The organism is Streptomyces sp. NPDC002896 (assembly GCF_040295225.1).
GTDB lineage: Bacteria > Actinomycetota > Actinomycetes > Streptomycetales > Streptomycetaceae > Streptomyces.
In genome coordinates this window covers 1-16,594 of sequence record NZ_JBEOVA010000050.1, presented here as the reverse complement: position 1 = coordinate 16,594, position 16,594 = coordinate 1, and the positions used below count along the sequence as shown (strand labels likewise).

At 69.3% G+C, this 16,594-nt stretch carries 14 protein-coding genes; 10 read left to right on the top strand and 4 right to left on the bottom strand.

The genetic code is table 11. The annotated features are described in order from the left end of the window. Positions 1-98: 98 nt before the first annotated feature. The 3 genes from ABT009_RS43375 to ABT009_RS43365 all read left to right on the top strand — a co-directional run bounded on the left by ABT009_RS43375 (position 99) and on the right by ABT009_RS43365 (position 5,231). Positions 99-776, top strand: a complete 678-nt coding sequence (locus ABT009_RS43375) for an ABC transporter ATP-binding protein (protein ID WP_351307601.1) — start codon at positions 99-101, stop codon at positions 774-776. A gap of 251 nt (positions 777-1,027) precedes the next feature. Further along, positions 1,028-4,363: a S8 family peptidase gene (locus tag ABT009_RS43370; RefSeq protein WP_351307598.1), complete on the top strand. Its 3,336-nt coding sequence runs from the start codon at positions 1,028-1,030 to the stop codon at positions 4,361-4,363. Positions 4,364-4,460: 97 nt separating this feature from the next. Beyond that, the gene (locus ABT009_RS43365; RefSeq protein ID WP_351307595.1) at positions 4,461-5,231 is read left to right on the top strand and encodes a group II truncated hemoglobin; all 771 of its coding nucleotides are present in this window, start codon (positions 4,461-4,463) and stop codon (positions 5,229-5,231) included. Here the strand turns inward: ABT009_RS43365 and ABT009_RS43360 are convergent. Then, positions 5,222-6,136 carry a helix-turn-helix domain-containing protein gene (locus ABT009_RS43360; protein ID WP_351307592.1) on the bottom strand — a complete coding sequence of 305 codons (915 nt, stop codon included), beginning with the start codon at positions 6,134-6,136 and terminating at the stop codon, positions 5,222-5,224. The two genes, ABT009_RS43365 and ABT009_RS43360, sit on opposite strands and share 10 nt — an antisense overlap. Positions 6,137-6,317: 181 nt before the next feature. Between ABT009_RS43360 and ABT009_RS43355 the strand changes: the two genes are divergently transcribed. Both ABT009_RS43355 and ABT009_RS43350 read left to right on the top strand, forming a co-directional pair. Next, positions 6,318-7,394: an NAD(P)-dependent alcohol dehydrogenase gene (locus tag ABT009_RS43355; RefSeq protein WP_351307589.1), complete on the top strand. Its 1,077-nt coding sequence runs from the start codon at positions 6,318-6,320 to the stop codon at positions 7,392-7,394. A 230-nt stretch (positions 7,395-7,624) separates the two neighbouring features. Next, positions 7,625-8,014 (top strand): VOC family protein, encoded by a 390-nt coding sequence (locus tag ABT009_RS43350; RefSeq protein ID WP_351307659.1) that lies wholly within the window; start codon positions 7,625-7,627, stop codon positions 8,012-8,014. A gap of 1,325 nt (positions 8,015-9,339) precedes the next feature. Here the strand turns inward: ABT009_RS43350 and ABT009_RS43345 are convergent. Further along, a complete protein-coding gene (locus tag ABT009_RS43345; RefSeq protein ID WP_351307586.1) occupies positions 9,340-9,888 on the bottom strand; it encodes a hypothetical protein in 549 nt (182 codons plus the stop codon). A 184-nt stretch (positions 9,889-10,072) separates the two neighbouring features. Between ABT009_RS43345 and ABT009_RS43340 the strand changes: the two genes are divergently transcribed. The 4 genes from ABT009_RS43340 to ABT009_RS47630 all read left to right on the top strand — a co-directional run bounded on the left by ABT009_RS43340 (position 10,073) and on the right by ABT009_RS47630 (position 14,252). Then, positions 10,073-11,851: a S8 family serine peptidase gene (locus ABT009_RS43340; protein ID WP_351307584.1), complete on the top strand. Its 1,779-nt coding sequence runs from the start codon at positions 10,073-10,075 to the stop codon at positions 11,849-11,851. Positions 11,852-12,146: 295 nt separating this feature from the next. Beyond that, on the top strand, positions 12,147-13,655 hold the full coding sequence (locus tag ABT009_RS43335; RefSeq protein WP_351307581.1) for an FG-GAP-like repeat-containing protein: 1,509 nt from the start codon (positions 12,147-12,149) through the stop codon (positions 13,653-13,655). A 115-nt stretch (positions 13,656-13,770) separates the two neighbouring features. Beyond that, positions 13,771-14,151, top strand: a complete 381-nt coding sequence (locus ABT009_RS43330; RefSeq protein WP_502990074.1) for a hypothetical protein — start codon at positions 13,771-13,773, stop codon at positions 14,149-14,151. Then, entirely contained in the window at positions 14,124-14,252 is a 129-nt protein-coding gene (locus ABT009_RS47630; RefSeq protein ID WP_502990073.1) for a hypothetical protein, read from the top strand. The genes ABT009_RS43330 and ABT009_RS47630 overlap by 28 nt, the downstream gene beginning before the upstream one ends. 217 nt (positions 14,253-14,469) lie before the next feature. Here the strand turns inward: ABT009_RS47630 and ABT009_RS43325 are convergent, their stop codons facing one another. Next, positions 14,470-15,255, bottom strand: a complete 786-nt coding sequence (locus tag ABT009_RS43325; RefSeq protein ID WP_351307578.1) for an alpha/beta fold hydrolase — start codon at positions 15,253-15,255, stop codon at positions 14,470-14,472. Between the two features lie 142 nt (positions 15,256-15,397). On the opposite strand from ABT009_RS43325, the gene ABT009_RS43320 reads away from it, so the two are divergent. Next, positions 15,398-16,015 (top strand): TetR/AcrR family transcriptional regulator, encoded by a 618-nt coding sequence (locus tag ABT009_RS43320; RefSeq protein ID WP_351307575.1) that lies wholly within the window; start codon positions 15,398-15,400, stop codon positions 16,013-16,015. A gap of 322 nt (positions 16,016-16,337) precedes the next feature. Here the strand turns inward: ABT009_RS43320 and ABT009_RS43315 are convergent, their stop codons facing one another. Next, on the bottom strand, positions 16,338-16,469 hold the full coding sequence (locus ABT009_RS43315; protein ID WP_351307572.1) for a hypothetical protein: 132 nt from the start codon (positions 16,467-16,469) through the stop codon (positions 16,338-16,340). Between the last annotated feature and the right edge of the window lie 125 nt (positions 16,470-16,594).

The window sequence follows — 16,594 nt, the reverse complement described above, 5'->3', positions numbered from 1 at the left end:
GGAGCAGGCCCGACGGTCGACGACCCGAGCGGCCGCGTCCGTGTCCGCGTCCCAGCGCGCGCCTACCCCCCTTACTTCTCGCAGGAGTTGCACCCACCATGTATGACCTCAGAGGCGTCACCAAGCAGTACCGCCGGGGCAAGGAAACGGTCCATGCGCTCGCCGGCATCGACCTGACCATCGCCGACGGCGACCGGCTCGTCATCCAGGGCCCGACCGGAGGCGGCAAGTCCACGCTCCTCCAGATGCTCGGCGGACTCGACCGTCCCACCTCGGGCAGCATCGAGCTCGACGGCACCGACCTGGCCAAGCTGTCCGAGGCCAGGCTCACGAAGGTGCGGTCCGAGTCCATCGGCTTCGTCTTCCAGAGCTTCAACCTGATCCCCACGCTGAACGCCCAGGAGAACGTCGAGACGGCGCTCGTACCGCTCGGCATCAAGGCCTCGGAGCGCCGCGAGCGGGCCGCCGAGGCGCTGAAGTCCGTGGGCCTCGGCGAGCGCCTCGGACATCTGCCGTCCGAGATGTCCGGCGGCCAGCAGCAGCGCGTGGCCATCGCGCGGGCCCTGGTCAAGCAGCCGAAGGTGCTGCTCGCCGACGAACCGACCGGAAACCTCGACGAGTCCATGCGCGACGAGATCATGGACGTGCTGGAGACCATGTGGAAGGAGCTCGGACTGACCTTCATCATGGTCACCCACGACTCCTCCATCGCGAAGAAGGCGCCGCGCGTGGCGACCATCCGCAAGGGAACCATCACGGTCACCGAAAGGGCGTGAGTCCGCGCCGGAGGGCTTATTTCCAATGGACCGAGGTCTTTCTGGATCGAAGCCTTTCGAATTTGGCTTGATCGTGGCCAACCACCCCGTCGCCAACTCTTCACACACGCCTCACTATTGAGCAGTTGTTCGCCCCCCGGCATACTCCGTATTCCGGGGGGCGTACGGGCATACGTGCGTGACAACCCCCGGCCGGATGAACCAGGTTCATCCGGCACATTTCGTCTCATGGGGGAGACTTGCGCAGACAAGTGAAAAGAGCGTGCGCAACCACCGTCGCCGCGGCAGCCGCCGTGGCGCTGGCGGCGGGCATGACCAACCCGGCGTCCGCGAACGGTGAGAACAGCAGCACGTCCCGGGCCGCGGGCGCCGACCTCGGGCCCAAGCACCGCATCACGCTGATCACCGGTGACCGTGTCCTCGTCGACGCGAAGGGTCGCGTCGCCGGGCTCGAACGGGCCAAGGGCCGCGAGCACATACCCGTGACCACGCGGACGGCGGACGGGCACACCTACGTGGTGCCGTTCGACGCACAGCGCCTGATCGCCGCAGGCAAGATCGACCGGCGTCTTTTCGACGTCACCGAGCTGAACAAGGCCGCCAACCGCAAGGCCCAGAAGAAGGGCCTCAAGCTGATCGTCGGCTACAAGGGCGCATCGGCCTCCGCTGCCAGGGCGGAGGTGCGCGACGCGGGCGACACCCAGGTCCGCAGGACCCTCAAGACGCTGAACGCCGACGCGGTCACGACGCCCAAGGACGACGCCACCGAGCTGTGGGACGCCGTCACCCGGGAGCAGAGCAACGGCTCCCTCACCACCGCCGCCGGTGTCGGCACCGTCTGGCTGGACGGCATCCGTAAGGCGAGCCTCGACAAGAGCGTCCCGCAGATCGGTGCGCCCAAGGCGTGGGCGGCAGGCTACGACGGCAAGGGCGTGAAGATCGCCGTCCTGGACACCGGCATCGACGCGACCCACCCGGACCTCAAGGACCAGGTGGTCGCCGAGAAGAACTTCTCCACCGCGGCCGACGCTGTGGACCGGTTCGGGCACGGCACGCACGTCGCGTCCATCGCGGCCGGTACGGGCGCCAAGTCCGGCGGGAAGTACAAGGGCGTCGCCCCCGGTGCCGAGCTGCTCAACGGCAAGGTGCTCGGCGACGACGGCTCCGGTGACGACTCCGGCATCATCGCGGGCATGGAGTGGGCGGCCGAGCAGGGCGCCGACGTCGTCAACCTCAGCCTGGGCGGCCAGGACACCCCCGAGGTGGACCCGCTCGAGGCCGAGATCAACAAGCTGTCGGCCGAGAAGGGCATCCTGTTCGCCGTCGCTGCGGGCAACTCCGGCCCCAACTCGATCGGTTCGCCGGGCAGCGCGGACGCCGCGCTCACCGTCGGCGCGGTCGACGACAACGACAAGCTGGCCGACTTCTCCAGCACCGGCCCGCGCGTCGGCGACGGCGCGATCAAGCCGGATGTCACCGCGCCGGGTGTGGACATCACCGCGGCCGCGGCCCCGGGCAGCGTCATCGACCAGGAGGTCGGCCAGAACCCCGACGGGTACCTGACCATCTCCGGTACGTCGATGGCGACCCCGCACGTCGCCGGTGCCGCCGCGATCCTCAAGCAGGAGCACCCGGACTGGACGTACGCCGAGCTGAAGGGCGCGCTGACCGCGTCCACGAAGGGCGGCAAGTACACGCCGTTCCAGCAGGGTTCGGGCCGTATCCAGGTCGACAAGGCCATCACGCAGAGCGTCATCGCCGACCCGGTGTCGGTGAGCTTCGGTGTGCAGCAGTGGCCGCACACGGACGACACCCCGGTGACCAAGCAGGTCGTCTACCGCAACCTGGGCACCAAGGACGTCACCCTCGACCTGACGGCGACGGCCACCAACCCCAAGGGCGCGGCGGCCCCGGCCGGTTTCTTCACGCTCGGCGCGAAGCAGGTCACGGTCCCGGCGGGCGGCAAGGCCTCGGTCGATCTGACGGCCAACAGCAAGCTGGGCGGCACGGTCGACGGCACATACTCCGCGTATGTCGTGGCGACCGGCGGCGGCCAGTCCGTGCGCACGGCCGCGGCGGTCGAGCGCGAGGTCGAGTCGTACGACGTGACGTTCAACCACATCGGCCGTGACGGGAAGCCGTCCGAGACGTACTTCACCGACCTGTCCGGGATCTCGGGTCTCGCCGAGAACACCTGGTTCATGCCGTACGACGCTTCCGGCACGGTCACGGTCCGCGTCCCCAAGGGCGGCTACATCCTGAACTCCTCCATGGTCGTCGACCCGGAGGACGCCGCCACGGGCATCGACTGGCTCGCCCAGCCGAAGCTGAGCATCACCAAGAACACGACGATCACCCTCGACGCCCGGACCGCCAAGCCGGTGGACATCACCGTGCCGGACGCGGCCGCCGAGTCGGCGTTCGCTTCGCCGTCCTACACGGTCGACACGGACGACGGCAGCTACGGGTACGGCTGGTGGCTCGACACGTACGACAACTTCCACACCCGCGGCCTCGGTCCGCAGATCACCGACGGCTCGCTGCAGCAGCAGTGGGACGGGCACTGGGTCAAGGGCGACGACGCCCAGTACGACACCACGGCCGGCGCCCGCGTGAAGCAGCTCGCCACCGGTTACACCAAGCACTACAAGGCGAGCGAACTCGCCACCGTGAAGGTCGGCCTCGGCGCCTCGGCCAAGGGCAAGACGGGCGCGGTCACCGCTTGGGGCTACCTGCCCGACAGCTTCGGCGGCTCGGCGATCTCCTTCCCGCAAGCGCTGCCCGGCACGCGGACGCTGTACCTGTCCACGGCGAACAAGGTGCAGTGGTCCTTCGACGTCGAGCAGTACGGCGGCAAGGACGAGGACGGCTGGCCGATCACGGAGGCATTCTACACGCTCGGCACCCCGCAGACCTTCAAGGCGGGCACGACCTCCACGAAGACGTTCAACACCGGCGTCTTCGGGCCGCGCCTGAGCACCACCTACGGGGTCTTCCGGGACGGCAACAGCATCGCGGGCTACCTGCCGATGTACGCCGACGGCAAGAACCACGCCGGTTCCTCGGTGTACCTGTCGGTGAAGACGACGCTGTACCGCAACGGCACCAAGATCGCCGAGACCGAGGACCCGCTTGACGGCTCCGGCGAGTTCAAGGTCCCGTCCGCGGACGCCGCGTACAAGCTGACCTCGTCCATCAAGCGCAGCGTCAAGGTCGGCACGGCCTCCACCCGCGTCGACACCAGCTGGACCTTCCGCTCCAAGAAGACCACCGACACCAAGCAGCTGCCGCTCTCCACGGCGCGCTTCGGCCCGGCCCTCGGCCTGGACAGCACGGCTACCGCCGGCAAGACCCAGTCCGTCCCGGTGACCGTCCAGGGCGCTGCCAAGGGCAGCAACCTGAAGTCGCTGTCGGTGTACGTGTCGTACGACTACGGCCAGACCTGGAAGAAGCTGACCGTGAAGAACGGCAAGGTCACCGTGAAGAACCCGGCGAAGGGCAAGGGCATCTCCTTCCACGCCAAGATCACGGACAAGAAGGGCAACAAGTCGACGGTGTCGATCTACAACGCGTACTACGGCAAGTGACGCGTAGTACGGGAGGGCGTTACGCCCAGCGCTGACACGCACGAACGGCCCGCCGGAACCTCATGGTCCGGCGGGCCTTCCGTGTTTCCCTGGGGACATGACCGCCCATACCGTCGAATACATCCGCTACCGCATTCCCGAGGAGCGGTCCGCGGAGTTCCTCGCCGCCTACACCCGCGCCGCCTCGTACCTCGCGGAGGCGCCCCAGTGCGTCGACTACGAACTCGCCCGCTGCGAGGACGACTTCGAGCACTACATCCTGCGCATCACCTGGACATCGACGAAGGACCACCTGGAGGGTTTCCGGGGATCGGAACTCTTCACGGAGTTCTTCGCCGAGATCCGGCCGTACGTCTCGAACATCGAGGAGATGCGCCACTACACCCCCACCACGGTGCGCGGCACGGGCGCCTCCGTCCCGACCCTCTACGCCTGGGCGGGCGGAGCCGAGGCCTTCTCACGGCTCACCGAGGTCTTCTACGAGAAGGTGCTCGCCGACGACCTCCTGGCGCCCCTCTTCGAGGGCCTCGCGCCCGAGCACGCCGAGCATGTCGCGCTCTGGCTCGGCGAGGTCTTCGGCGGCCCGCCCGCCTACTCGGAACAGCAGGGCGGCCACGGCCACATGGTCGCCAAACACCTGGGCAAGGGCATCACCGAACCGCAGCGCCGCCGCTGGGTGAACCTCATCCAGGACGCGGCGGACGAGGCGGGCCTCCCCACGGACGCGGAGTTCCGCTCGGCGTTTCTGGCGTACATCGAGTGGGGCACCCGGCTCGCGGTGTACTTCTCGGGCCCGGACGCGGTCCCGCCGGGGGAGCAGCCGGTGCCGAGGTGGAATTGGGGGGCGGTGCCGCCGTATCAGCCGTAGTGGCTGCCCACACTCGCATCGACGCCCCAGCTGCCGAGCAGCCGCAACGCCTCGGCAGACGCAGACCCCGGCTCCGCGTGGTACACGACGACCGACTGCTCATGGTCGTCAGGAAGCCTGAACGTCTCGAAGGACAGGGTCAGTTCCCCGACAAGCGGATGCCGCATCCGCTTGACCCCATGGCTCTTCTCCTTCACGTCGTGCGTGGCCCACAGCCGCCGGAAGTCCTCGCTCTTCACCGACAGCTCGCCGACCAGGGCGGACAGCCGCGGGTCGTCGGGATGGCAACCCGCGTCCATACGCAGATAGCTGACCATGTCGGCCGCCTTGGTGTCCCAGTCCACGAACAGGTCGCGGTAGGCGGGGGACAGGAACACCATCCGCGCCCAGTTCCGCTCCTGCGGCGGCAGCTCCGACCAGTCGCCGAAGAGCGCCGCGGCCATCCGGTTCCAGGCGAGGATCTCCGACCGCCGCCCCACCACGTACGCGGGCACGCCGTCCAGCGTGTCGATGAGCTGCCGCAGTGCGCCCCGTACCTGCTGGGTCCGGGCGGACGTCTTCTTCTTGTGCTGCTTCGGCTTGGCGAGATGCGTCAGATGGGCGTACTCGGCGTCGGTCAGGCGCAGGGCGCGCGCGATCGCGTCCAGGACCTCCGCCGACACGTTGCGGCCGTTGCCCTGCTCGAGCCGTGTGTAGTACGCCACGGAGACCCCGGCGAGCTGCGCGAGCTCCTCGCGGCGCAGCCCCGGGACCCGCCGGTGCCGCCCGAAGTCCGGCAGCCCGACGTCCTCCGGCTTCAGCCGGGCCCGGCGGGTGCGCAGGAACTCGCTGAGCTCGGCACGCCGGTCGAGAGGCTGCTCGGGGGCGGGGCCGACCACGCTCTCCTCGCCAGGCTGTATGTCCATGCCTCCCAGTATTCATGGTCGTACGCACAGGAACCTGACCCCGCCAGTGGTAGGACCGCTGGTCATAGGCAGAGCCGTGGTCTGGGCGGCATCGGGGTGGTCCGGCAGGATTGCCGTCGTGCCCGGGTGAGAAGCCGGACGAGAAGGCAGCCGGGCACGGTACCCCCCGAGGAGACCCGGCATGACCACCGCTTCCGCCGCTTCCGATCTTTCTGCTGTTTCCGCCGTTCCCGCATACGCCGCGCCCGCGCCCAAGGCCCCGCTGGAGCGCACCACGATCGCGCGCCGTCCGGTCGGCGAGTTCGACGTGCTGATCGACATCAGGTTCGCGGGCATCTGCCACTCGGACATCCACCAGGCCCGTGAGGGCTGGGGCGAGGCGATCTTCCCGATGGTGCCCGGCCACGAGATCGCGGGCGTCGTCGCCGAGGTCGGCCCGGGCGTCACCAAGTACACCGTCGGCGACCGCGTGGGCGTCGGCTGCATGGTCGACTCGTGCCGCGAGTGCGAGAACTGCAAGGCCGGCCTCGAGCAGTACTGCCTCAAGGGCAACGTCGGCACGTACAACGCCATCGGCAAGGACGGCGAGCCCACCTACGGCGGCTACTCCACCCGCATCGTCGTCGACGAGAACTTCGTCGTGCGCATCCCCGACGGCCTCGGCCTCGACGAGGCCGCGCCGCTGCTCTGCGCCGGCATCACCACGTACTCCCCGCTCAGGCACTGGAACGCGGGCCGCGGCAAGAAGGTCGCCGTCCTCGGCATGGGCGGCCTCGGACACATGGGTGTCAAGATCGCACACGCTTTGGGCGCCGAGGTGACCGTCCTGTCGCAGTCGCTGCGCAAGAAGGACGACGGGCTGAAGCTGGGCGCCGACCACTACTACGCGACCAGCGACCCGGAGACCTTCGAGAAGCTGCGCGGAACCTTCGACCTGATCCTCTCCACGGTCTCCGCGCCGCTGGACTTCGGCGCTTTCCTGTCGCTGCTGAAGACGGACGGCGCGCTGGTGAACGTGGGCGCGCCGGAGGAGCCGATCTCGATCAACCTGTTCTCGCTGATCGGCGGCCGCAAGACCCTCGCCGGCTCGGGCATCGGCGGCATCCAGGAGACCCAGGAGATGCTCGACTTCTGTGCGGAGCACGGCCTCGGCGCCGAGATCGAGCTGATCCGCGCCGACCAGATCAACGAGGCGTACGAGCGGGTGCTCGCCAGCGACGTGCGGTACCGCTTCGTGATCGACACGGCGACGATCTGAGTCGTGAGCACGGGCTGAGCCGTTGGGGGCGCCTGGTGGGCGCCCCCTACGGCGTGTTCTGGGGCCGGGGGCCCAGGGCGAGCGGCGGACCGGAACTCGGCCGATCGACGGATGCCACGGCCGATGGCGGCTGCCTAGCGTGGAAGGTGCCGAAGGCGACGGCACGCCACGGCGTACCGCGCACCGGAAACGTCAAGGTCAACCGCACCACACCCGGGGAGGCCTGCACGATGTCCGTCGAGCTGAACCACACCATCGTCGCCGCGCACGACAAGAAGGCATCGGCGCAGTTCCTCGCCGGCCTCCTGGGCCTCGAGACGAGCGCGCCGTTCGGCCCGTTCATCCCGGTCAACACCCACAACGGCGTCACCCTGGACTACATGGAGGCCGAGGGCGAGATCACTCCGCAGCACTACGCGTTCCTCGTCTCCGAGGCCGACTTCGACGCCATCTTCGCCCGCATCCGCGCCGCGGGACTCACGTACTGGGCGGACCCGTACCACCGCCGCGTCAACGAGATCAACACGAACGACGGCGGCCGCGGCACGTACTTCGACGACCCGAACGGGCACAACATGGAGATACTGACGCGCCCGTACGGCAGCGGCAGCGCCGACTGACGCAGCGGCCGTCGCGGACCGCGGACGCAGCGCTACTGCGAACGGCGCCGCGCGGATGCTTCTCCCGGAGGCCCCGGGAGAAGATCGACAGTTGTGGTCGACGATGCGCAGCCCAAGGGTGCCGAGCGGCTGGCGGCGCTGTCGGACGGGGTCTTCGCGGCCTCGCCCTGATCGCCCTGTTGCCGTTCCCGTCGTCGCTGCTGGCCGAATACACCGGCCAGGCCCTGGCCGTCGCCGTCTACTCGGCAGCGTCGCCACAACCAACGCCGTCCATGTGGCGCTGGTCTTCGCGGTCCAGAAGCTCCTGCGTGCGCGGCCGCCGGAGCGGGCCGCCTTACTCAGAACGAGGCACCTCGCCATGGACGCGGGCTCCAGCGTCCTCGTGTTCGGTGTCGCCGTGCCGCTCGCCTTCGTCTCGCCGACCGCGGCCATGTGCTTCTGGATCACCCTGGCGCCCCTGAAATTCGCCGTGAAACACCGGAAATGGACGCGGAAACGGAGTCCGAAACGGCGCACGTCGGATGCGGGCGGTTCGGGCGGTCAAGTATAGGGCGCGTGGGATGCAGGGGCCCGTCGCGCTAGGCGAAAGCCGGATCGTCCCCTGAAGTCCCGCATTCCCTGGCATTTCCATGATTCAGGGAATTTCCATGATTCGCGGCAATCCCACCACCGTGGCAATCCCATGCTCCGCAATCCCGCGACAGTCGTGCAATCCCGCGACAGTCCTGCAATCCCGGAATCCTGCAACCTCGACGGAATCCCGGCTCGGCCCGGCTGGGATCCGCCGCCGGACGGGTGGCAGGGGAGCCGGTCCGTACGAACGTCGAGCGAGCCGGTCGGCCCAGTTCCGGGAGCCGGAGCGGCGCCCGCCGAGTGGAACCCGAGACCGGCCTTTCGTGCAGGTGGATGGGGGGACATGAACTTTCGAGCCCATGGAACTGGTTGCGGGCGGGCGGAAGTCGAGGACAGCCCTTTCTGGCGCCTGGAACCGGCTTAAGCCGTTTCGGGCTCGTCGAAGTTGTTTCGAGAAGCGGAACCCGAGGGCTAGATCAAAAAGTCGTCCCGAGGTCGCCCCGAAGGCGTGGTTCCGCTGCCGCTGCTGATGCGTTCGGTGGATGACGCGGTGATCCGGACGGGTGGCTTTTCCCGGTGTGCGGGACGCGTCGGTCCGATTGCGGCGCCGCCGCGCTCGATCTACCGTTCAAATGCCACGAGAATCCGACAAAACGCCTGCGGGTCTGGGTGCTTGCCCCCGGTCTTATGCCCGTGGCCTTTCGCCCTGGTCTTTTACCCGAGGCTTTTTCTGTGTTGGATTTTCATCACATTCATCCCGCGGAGGATTCATGTCCGTAATGACCGGTACTCAGCCGCAGCAGCAGCAGCAGTTCGGCCAGCAAATGGGTCAGCAGCCGATCGCGCAGGCGGTTCAGCAGGCAGTCCAGCAGGCCTGTCAGCAGGCTGCGCAGCAGGTCGCGCAGCGAGTACAGCAGACGTTCCAGCAGATCCAGCAGATCCAGCAGCAGCTCCAGCAGCAGGGCCTCGCCCAGCAGGCGCACCCGTACCTGGCACTCGCGTTGCACCGCTCGCTGCACAGCGGCATCCGGCACGCCGTTGAGCAGTCCGTGCAGCAGGCGCTGCCGACGGCGATCGTGACGCTGCTCCAGCAGTCGCAGCAGTCCCAGCAGGGTGGCGGCCAGCAGTGGGGCGGCGGCCAGCAGGGCATGGGCCAGCAGTGGGGCGGCGGGTTCGGCCAGCAGCCGTACCAGCAGTACCAGCAGCCCGGCTTCGGCTTCGGCCAGATGACGCAGCAGCCCTTCGGCATCGGCTGACGCCTGGGCGGCAGGGTGCGGTGTGCCCCGGAGACGTCCGGGCACACCGCATCACCGTGGGAGGACGGGCCACGTGGGAGCACGTGCCATCACCGCGGGAGCACGGGCCGCCCGCTCGCCGGATCAGGAGCACGCGGGTTCAGGGAACGCGGATTCAGGAGCACGCGGATCAGGAGCACCCCGGATCAGGAGCACAGGGAACGACAGAGGCGTGGTGAAGGTGGACGTGATGGTCAAGAACAGGCCCGAAAACGGAAGCGAAAAGGAGTCCGGGGGTGCGGGGGCGGCCGGATCCGGACGCGCCGGCAAGGAGGAGGAGCCCGGCAGGAAGGGCGCCCGGTCGCAGGTGTCGGTGCGGCCGCGCCGTGAGCGGTACCTGGTGACGCCGCTGCCCCAGTACATGCTCCCGCCGGCGGTCGCCGAGCTCGGCATGGACGCGGTCTGCGACCGGCTGGAGCGGATGCCCGAGGTCAGAGTCATCCGCAGGCTCCGGCCCTCGGCGAAGCTCGAGGGGGCCGGGCTGCGCCCCAACTGCCCAGAGATCGCCGTGGTCGAAGCGGCCGAGGACCAGGTGCCGGCGATGCGGTCGGTACACGTCCACGTCGAGCCGGACCTGCTCCTGGGAGGGACCGGCCCGGCCCCAACGGCGAACGCCGGCGTCCTCCCGCTCAGCGATCCCGGGATGGTCGTGCCGCTGGAGCACGCGGTGGAGATCTCGTTGCGTGTCTGCGGCCCGGACGGCGAACCGCTGGCCGGGGCCGGGGTGTTCCTGATCGGCGCGTCGTGGCCTGTCCAGGGCATCACCGGCGACGACGGAACGGCCACCATCGTGCTGGCCACGGAGACCCCGCAGTCCATCCAGGCCCTGTACGTCCGTCCAGCGGGCGGCTACGTGGACCGCTGGATCAACCGCCCGGACCTGTCGGTGACCGAGGAGAACCTGGTCACCCTCACCCCGCTGACGAAGGTGTACCCGGGGCTCGACGAACGGCAGCAGTACGGCTGGGGCCAGCAGGCCATGCGGGTGGACCGGCTGCCGCCCACCTTCCGCGCCTTCGGCATCAAGATCGCGGTCATCGGCTCGGGCATCGCCACGGACCACGCCGATCTCAAGGACCGGGTGCGCTCCGGCGTCGACATCGTCGGCGGTACGGAGCGCGGCTGGGCCCACGACATGGTGGGCACCGGCACCCATGCGGCGGGCATCATCGCCGCGGCCGACACCGGCACAGGGGTTATCGGCATCGCCGTCGACGCCCAGATCGAGGCGTGCCGGGTACTGCCCGGCGGCTGTTTCAGCGACTTGATCGCGGCGCTCGACCACTGCATCGAGAACGAGATCGACATCGCCCACATCGGCGTGGCCACCCCGTACCCGTCGGCACTGGTCTCGCGGAAACTCGCCGATGCCCACGCCGCTGGGATCGCGTGCATCGCCCCCGCGGGCGACATGGCCGGCCCGGTCGCCTTCCCGGGTTCGCTGCCCACCGTCTTCACCGTCGGCGCGCTGGGCGCCTTGGGCTCGTATCCGCCCGACACCTCACAGGCCACCCACGCGGCCCCGCCCCTGACCCCCGAAGGCCTGTTCGCCGCGCGCTTCAGCTGCTTCGGTCCCGAGGTCGACGTGGCGGCCCCCGGCGTGGCGGTCCTGTCGTGCTCGCCGCACGGCGGATACGCGGCGCTGGACGGCACCAGCACCGCCACCGCCCACGTCGTCGGCCTCGCCGCCCTCGTCCTCGCCCACCACGAGGACTTCCGCGGCGACCTGCCGCCGCGGGGACCCGTCCGTGTGCAGCACCTCTTCGACATCATCGCGTCGAGCTGCCGCCCCCTGGCCGCCCCCGGCACCCTCGAGGGCGCCCGCACCGGCCGCGGCCTCCCCGACGCCCTGGTCGCCCTCGGCCTGACCCCGGGGGTGCAACTCGCTCCGACGATGTCGCCTTACGCGCCTTCCATGGCCGGTTACGGGCCTTCCTCCATGGCGGGGTACGGTCCTGCGCCGTACTGACGGAACCGTACCGATACACCCGAATTGAGACAGCCGAGCGGTGTCCGTCCCAGGGATCACTGGAGACGGGCACCGCTCAGCGGAGATGGCCACTGCTCGGCGTCGCGGGGAAGCGCCTGCGGGGCACGCAAAAGTTCTACGAAGTCACGTACAACCCTCGAGCCCCCGTACATGTCTCCTGTTTCGCCAACCGCCACGCGACGTCCAGGACAACTTCTGGCAAACACAGGCGGTCCGCGCACTGTCGACCGCGGATGCCCCGCCGGGCATCGCCGCCTGCAGCCAGGAGAGCCGTATGGCCAAGCACAAGCGCATCCCGGAGCCGAGCCCGAGCCGCATGCGGCTTGCCGCCGCGACGGCGGCCGCCGCCGCGCTCACCGGCGGACTCGTCTCGCTGTCCGCGGGTACGGCCACGGCCGCCGCGGGTGCTTCCGCGACCCAGCCGCACGAGGCCGACTTCAACCTCGACGGCTACCCGGACATCGCCGTCTCCGCGCCCGAGGCATCCGTCGGCGGTCACGAGGGCGCCGGGCAGATCACCGTGTTCTACGGCTCGGCAAGCGGCATCAGCGCGAGCAAGCGCACCACCATCACACAGAACTCCACGGGCGTGCCCGGCACAGCCGAGGCGGGCGACATGTTCGGCATGTCCACCTCACCCGGGGACTTCAACGGGGACGGGTACACCGACCTCGCCGTCGGCGCCCCGGAGGAAGACGTGTCCGGTGACGCCGGCGCCGGAACCGTCGCCGTGATCTGGGGCTCCTCCTCCGGCCTGCGCGGCGGCACCACCGTCGCCGACCCGGCCGCGAGCAGCCACGACCATTTCGGCCACGACGTGGCCGCGGGCGACTTCGACGGGGACGGCAAGACCGACCTCGTGACCGGCGACACCTCTAATGTGGTCCGTGTCTTCAAGGGCGGCATCGCCAAGTCGGGCACGGTGGGCTCCCGCTCCTCCGTCACCACCCCGGTACGCGGCGGCAACCTGTACGGCGTGGAGAAGCTCACCGCGGGCGACGTGAACGCCGACGGCAAGGACGATGTCGTGGTCAGCGGCTGGTCCGCCACCGGCACGGCCTACAGCACCAACTACTTCCTGCCCGGCACCCCCGCGGGCCCCGGCTCCAGCACCGCCGAACTCAGCGGCGGCATCGTCAGCGACATCGGCGACATCAACGGTGACGGCTTCGGCGACGTGGTGACCGGCATGACCTTCGACGCCTCGAACTCCGAGGAGCAGCCCGGCACTTCCATCGGCGGCAACATCCACATCACCTACGGCACGGCCACCGGGCCGGACGGCGGTACCACCACGGTCTTCCAGGACACCGAAGGCGTACCCGGCACCGCCGAGGGGGCGGACGGCTTCGGCTGGGAGGTCACCGTCGGCGACATCAACGGCGACGGTCACGCGGATGTCGCCATCGGCACGCCCTTCGAGGACGGGACGGCCTCGGGCACGGGCGACAGCGGCGCGGTGACGGTCCTGTACGGCTCCGGCTCCGGCCTGAATACGGCCTCCGGAGCCCAGCAGTTCACCCAGGACACGGCTGGCGTCCCCGGCAGCAGCGAGCTCAGGGACATGTTCGGCGGAGACGTCCTGCTCTCGGACCTCAACGCGGACGGCAAGTCCGACCTCACCATCGGCGTGATGGGCGAGAACACGGGCAACGGAGCGGTCACGGTCCTGAAGTCCAACGGCACCAAGATCACCACTACGGGCGCGGTGTCGCTCTCCCCGTCCGCCGTGGGCGTCTCGACAGCGGGTTATCCGCAGTTCGGCGGCATTCTCGGAGGCTGATCCGACCGGCGACTGTCCAGATGCTCGGCTCGCTCAGCGAGGCCGAGGACGCGGTGTAGGAGGCCTGGCTGCGCGCCGGCCGCGCCGACATCGACGGCGTGGAGAACCTCACCGGGTGGCTGACCACGGTGGTGGCCCGGGCGTGCCCATCGAGCGCTCGCTGGCCGCGGCGAGACAACTTGCAAGCCGCGCCCGCCGACGCGTCAAGGGCGACGCCTCGGCGCCCGCCGCCGATCAGACCCGCGAGATCGTCGACGCGTTCCTGGCCGCCACCCGCGGCAAGGACTTCGACGCGCTGGTCGCGCTGCTGCACCCGGACGTCGTCCTCACCGCCGAAAAGTGGGTCATCCCCACGCCCGAACCCGTCGTGGTCAGCGGCGCTCACACGGTCGCCAAGGGCGCGATGGCCGCCACGTGCCGGGCCCGCTTCACCGGCCTGGCGCTCCGGACGGAAGGGTCGGCCTCGCGATGGCGCCGTACGGCAGACTGTCCCTGATCCTCACCTTCACGATCGCCGAGGACGGCATCACGGGGATCGACGTCATCGCGGACCGGGGCCGGCTGGACCGGATCGAACTCGCCGTTCTCGACGACTGAGCGACAGCCATTCGTCTCGAACCGGGGTATGCGGTCTGGGGTATGCGGTCTGGGTCCGGGGAGGATGCCCGCGCCGTGGCCCAGCCGCGAACTCAGACGAGGGCTCCGACCAGATCTCGGTCGGAGCCCTCGCAATCCAGGGCCACTGAAAGCCACTCAGGACTCCGCGCGTCCAAAAGGAGCTGGCAGCAGGACCCACTCTGATGTGCGGAGCCCGCTACAGCGCGGCGAGGAACGTGCGGACCTCGGCGGCGAACTCGTCCGGGGCGCTGGTCGGGATCAGGTGGTCGGCGTCCAGTTCCGCCGTCCTGGTGCCAGGGCGGCGTTCCGCCATGGCGACGGCCTGCTCGGACGGGATGACACCCTTTGTGCCACGGATCAGCAGAGCGGGGCAGGTGGTGGCGGTCCAGTCGTCCCAGTGGTCTCCATGCACCTGGTCCTCCGACTGGTACATGTCCTGGGGGTGGAACGGCAACCGCCAACCGCCGTCCCGGTTTTCACGCAGGCGGTCGGAGAAGTACGGCGCGGCAGGGCCCATGCCCGCGAGGAGTGCCTCACGAGTGGGGGCCTCGTACGGCAGGTTCAGCAGGAAGCCGAAGGGGTTCGAGCCGTCGAGGCCGAGCGCGGCGGCTCCCTCGACGTTGATCAGCGCGCTGACGCGCTCGGGGTGCCGGGCGGCGAACTGGTAGGCGTTGATGGCTCCGAGGGAGTGGCCGAGGAGGACGACCTGGTCCAGCCCCAGGTGGTCGAGCAGGGCCAGCACATCGGCGAGGTACCCCTCGCGCGAGTAGTCGGCGGCGCGGTCCGACTCGCCCTGGCCGCGCTGGTCCGGTGCGATCAGGCGCCACGCGGGGCCGAGTGCCTGCGCGAGAGGGGCGAAGGTGGCCCCTTCGGACAGATGGCCGTGGAGTGCGACCAAGGGACGGCCCGTGCCGCCGAAGTCCAGGTAGGACAGCCGGCGTTCGTCGAGGAGCAGGGTGGCACGGGTGGCGGTGTCGGTCATCGAGGTCCCCCATTCTCATGTCGCCCGGTTGCGACGAGAAAACCGTACTCACGACTTGGGCAATCGCGCAAGACGTTTGTATAAGACGGCTGTATAGGATGCGCCCAGGTGTCTGCTCCAGCCGACGGGTACCGTCTCCGACGTGGGAAACCGTGAGGACCTGCTGGCCGGAGCCAGACGCTGTCTGGAGGAGAAGGGATGGGCTCGTACCTCGGTACGCGACATCTCAGCGGCCTCGGGAGGCGTGAGCATGGCGGCCATCGGCTACCACTTCGGTTCCCGGGAGGCGCTGCTGACCGCCGCGCTCATCGAGGCGATCGACGAGTGGGGAAACCGGCTCGGCCGTACGCTCGGGGCCTTCGGCGAGGCCGGGAACAGCCCGCGCGAGCGGTACGAGGCCATGTGGGCCGCCATCATCGGGTCCTTCTCCTCCGAGCGCATGCTGTGGCTGGCCACGCTCGAGGCGCTGCTCCAGGCCGAACACTCCCAGGAGCTACGGCACTACCTCGCCGGCGGACAGGCGCAGGGGCGACGGGGGCTGGCGGCCGTCCTGTGCGGCACGTCGGAGGACGAGGTCGACGAGGCGATCGCCCGTACTCTCGGAGCGGCGCAAATGGCGTTGTTCACGGGCGTGATGACGCAATGGCTCACCGATCCCGACCAGGCCCCCACCGCGGCCGAGGTGGTCGGAGGACTGCACGCCCTCACCTCTCTGGTCGAAGACCGCGCGTCGAGCGGGCCCGACGGCAACAGCGCCTGATAACGAGATTTGCCACGAGTTGGCCGTGGCGCCGCGTGAACGACGAGCAGCACCACAGCGGGTGGGCCGACCTCAGGCTGGTTCGGCTACTTCTCCGACGACTCGGACGCCAGGGCGACGCCGGTCGGACACGACGCTCCCCGGGTCGTCTCGAACGATTCGCTTGGCTTTCCCCGTCCCTGCGAGGGTCTTCTGCGGAAGTAACCCCCGGCGAGGTCGACGAGCTGGCCGGTCAAACGTTCCACTTCCGCCACCACGTGAACGGGGATGCCGCCCGCCATGTGGTCGTGGTCGGGATCGTACTCCCAGCGCCAGTCCGTGCTCACCGGACCGGGAGGCCGATGGCCGGGTGGGCTTCGTCCAGGAGCCGTCCGATCTCAGAGGCGGCCTGCCGTGCCTGGGCGGCATCGCCCAACTCCGCCATGTCTTCCCAGCGGCGGAGGTCTGCTGCCACGTCAGCTGGATGTGGACGTAGACGGCCCACTGAAGCCGTAAAGAATCAAGGTGCTGCTTTACAGGTGCGGGCTCGTTGTCAGGGTATGGCCGTTCCGAAGGAGATCTGTTCCCAACTCCACTGCA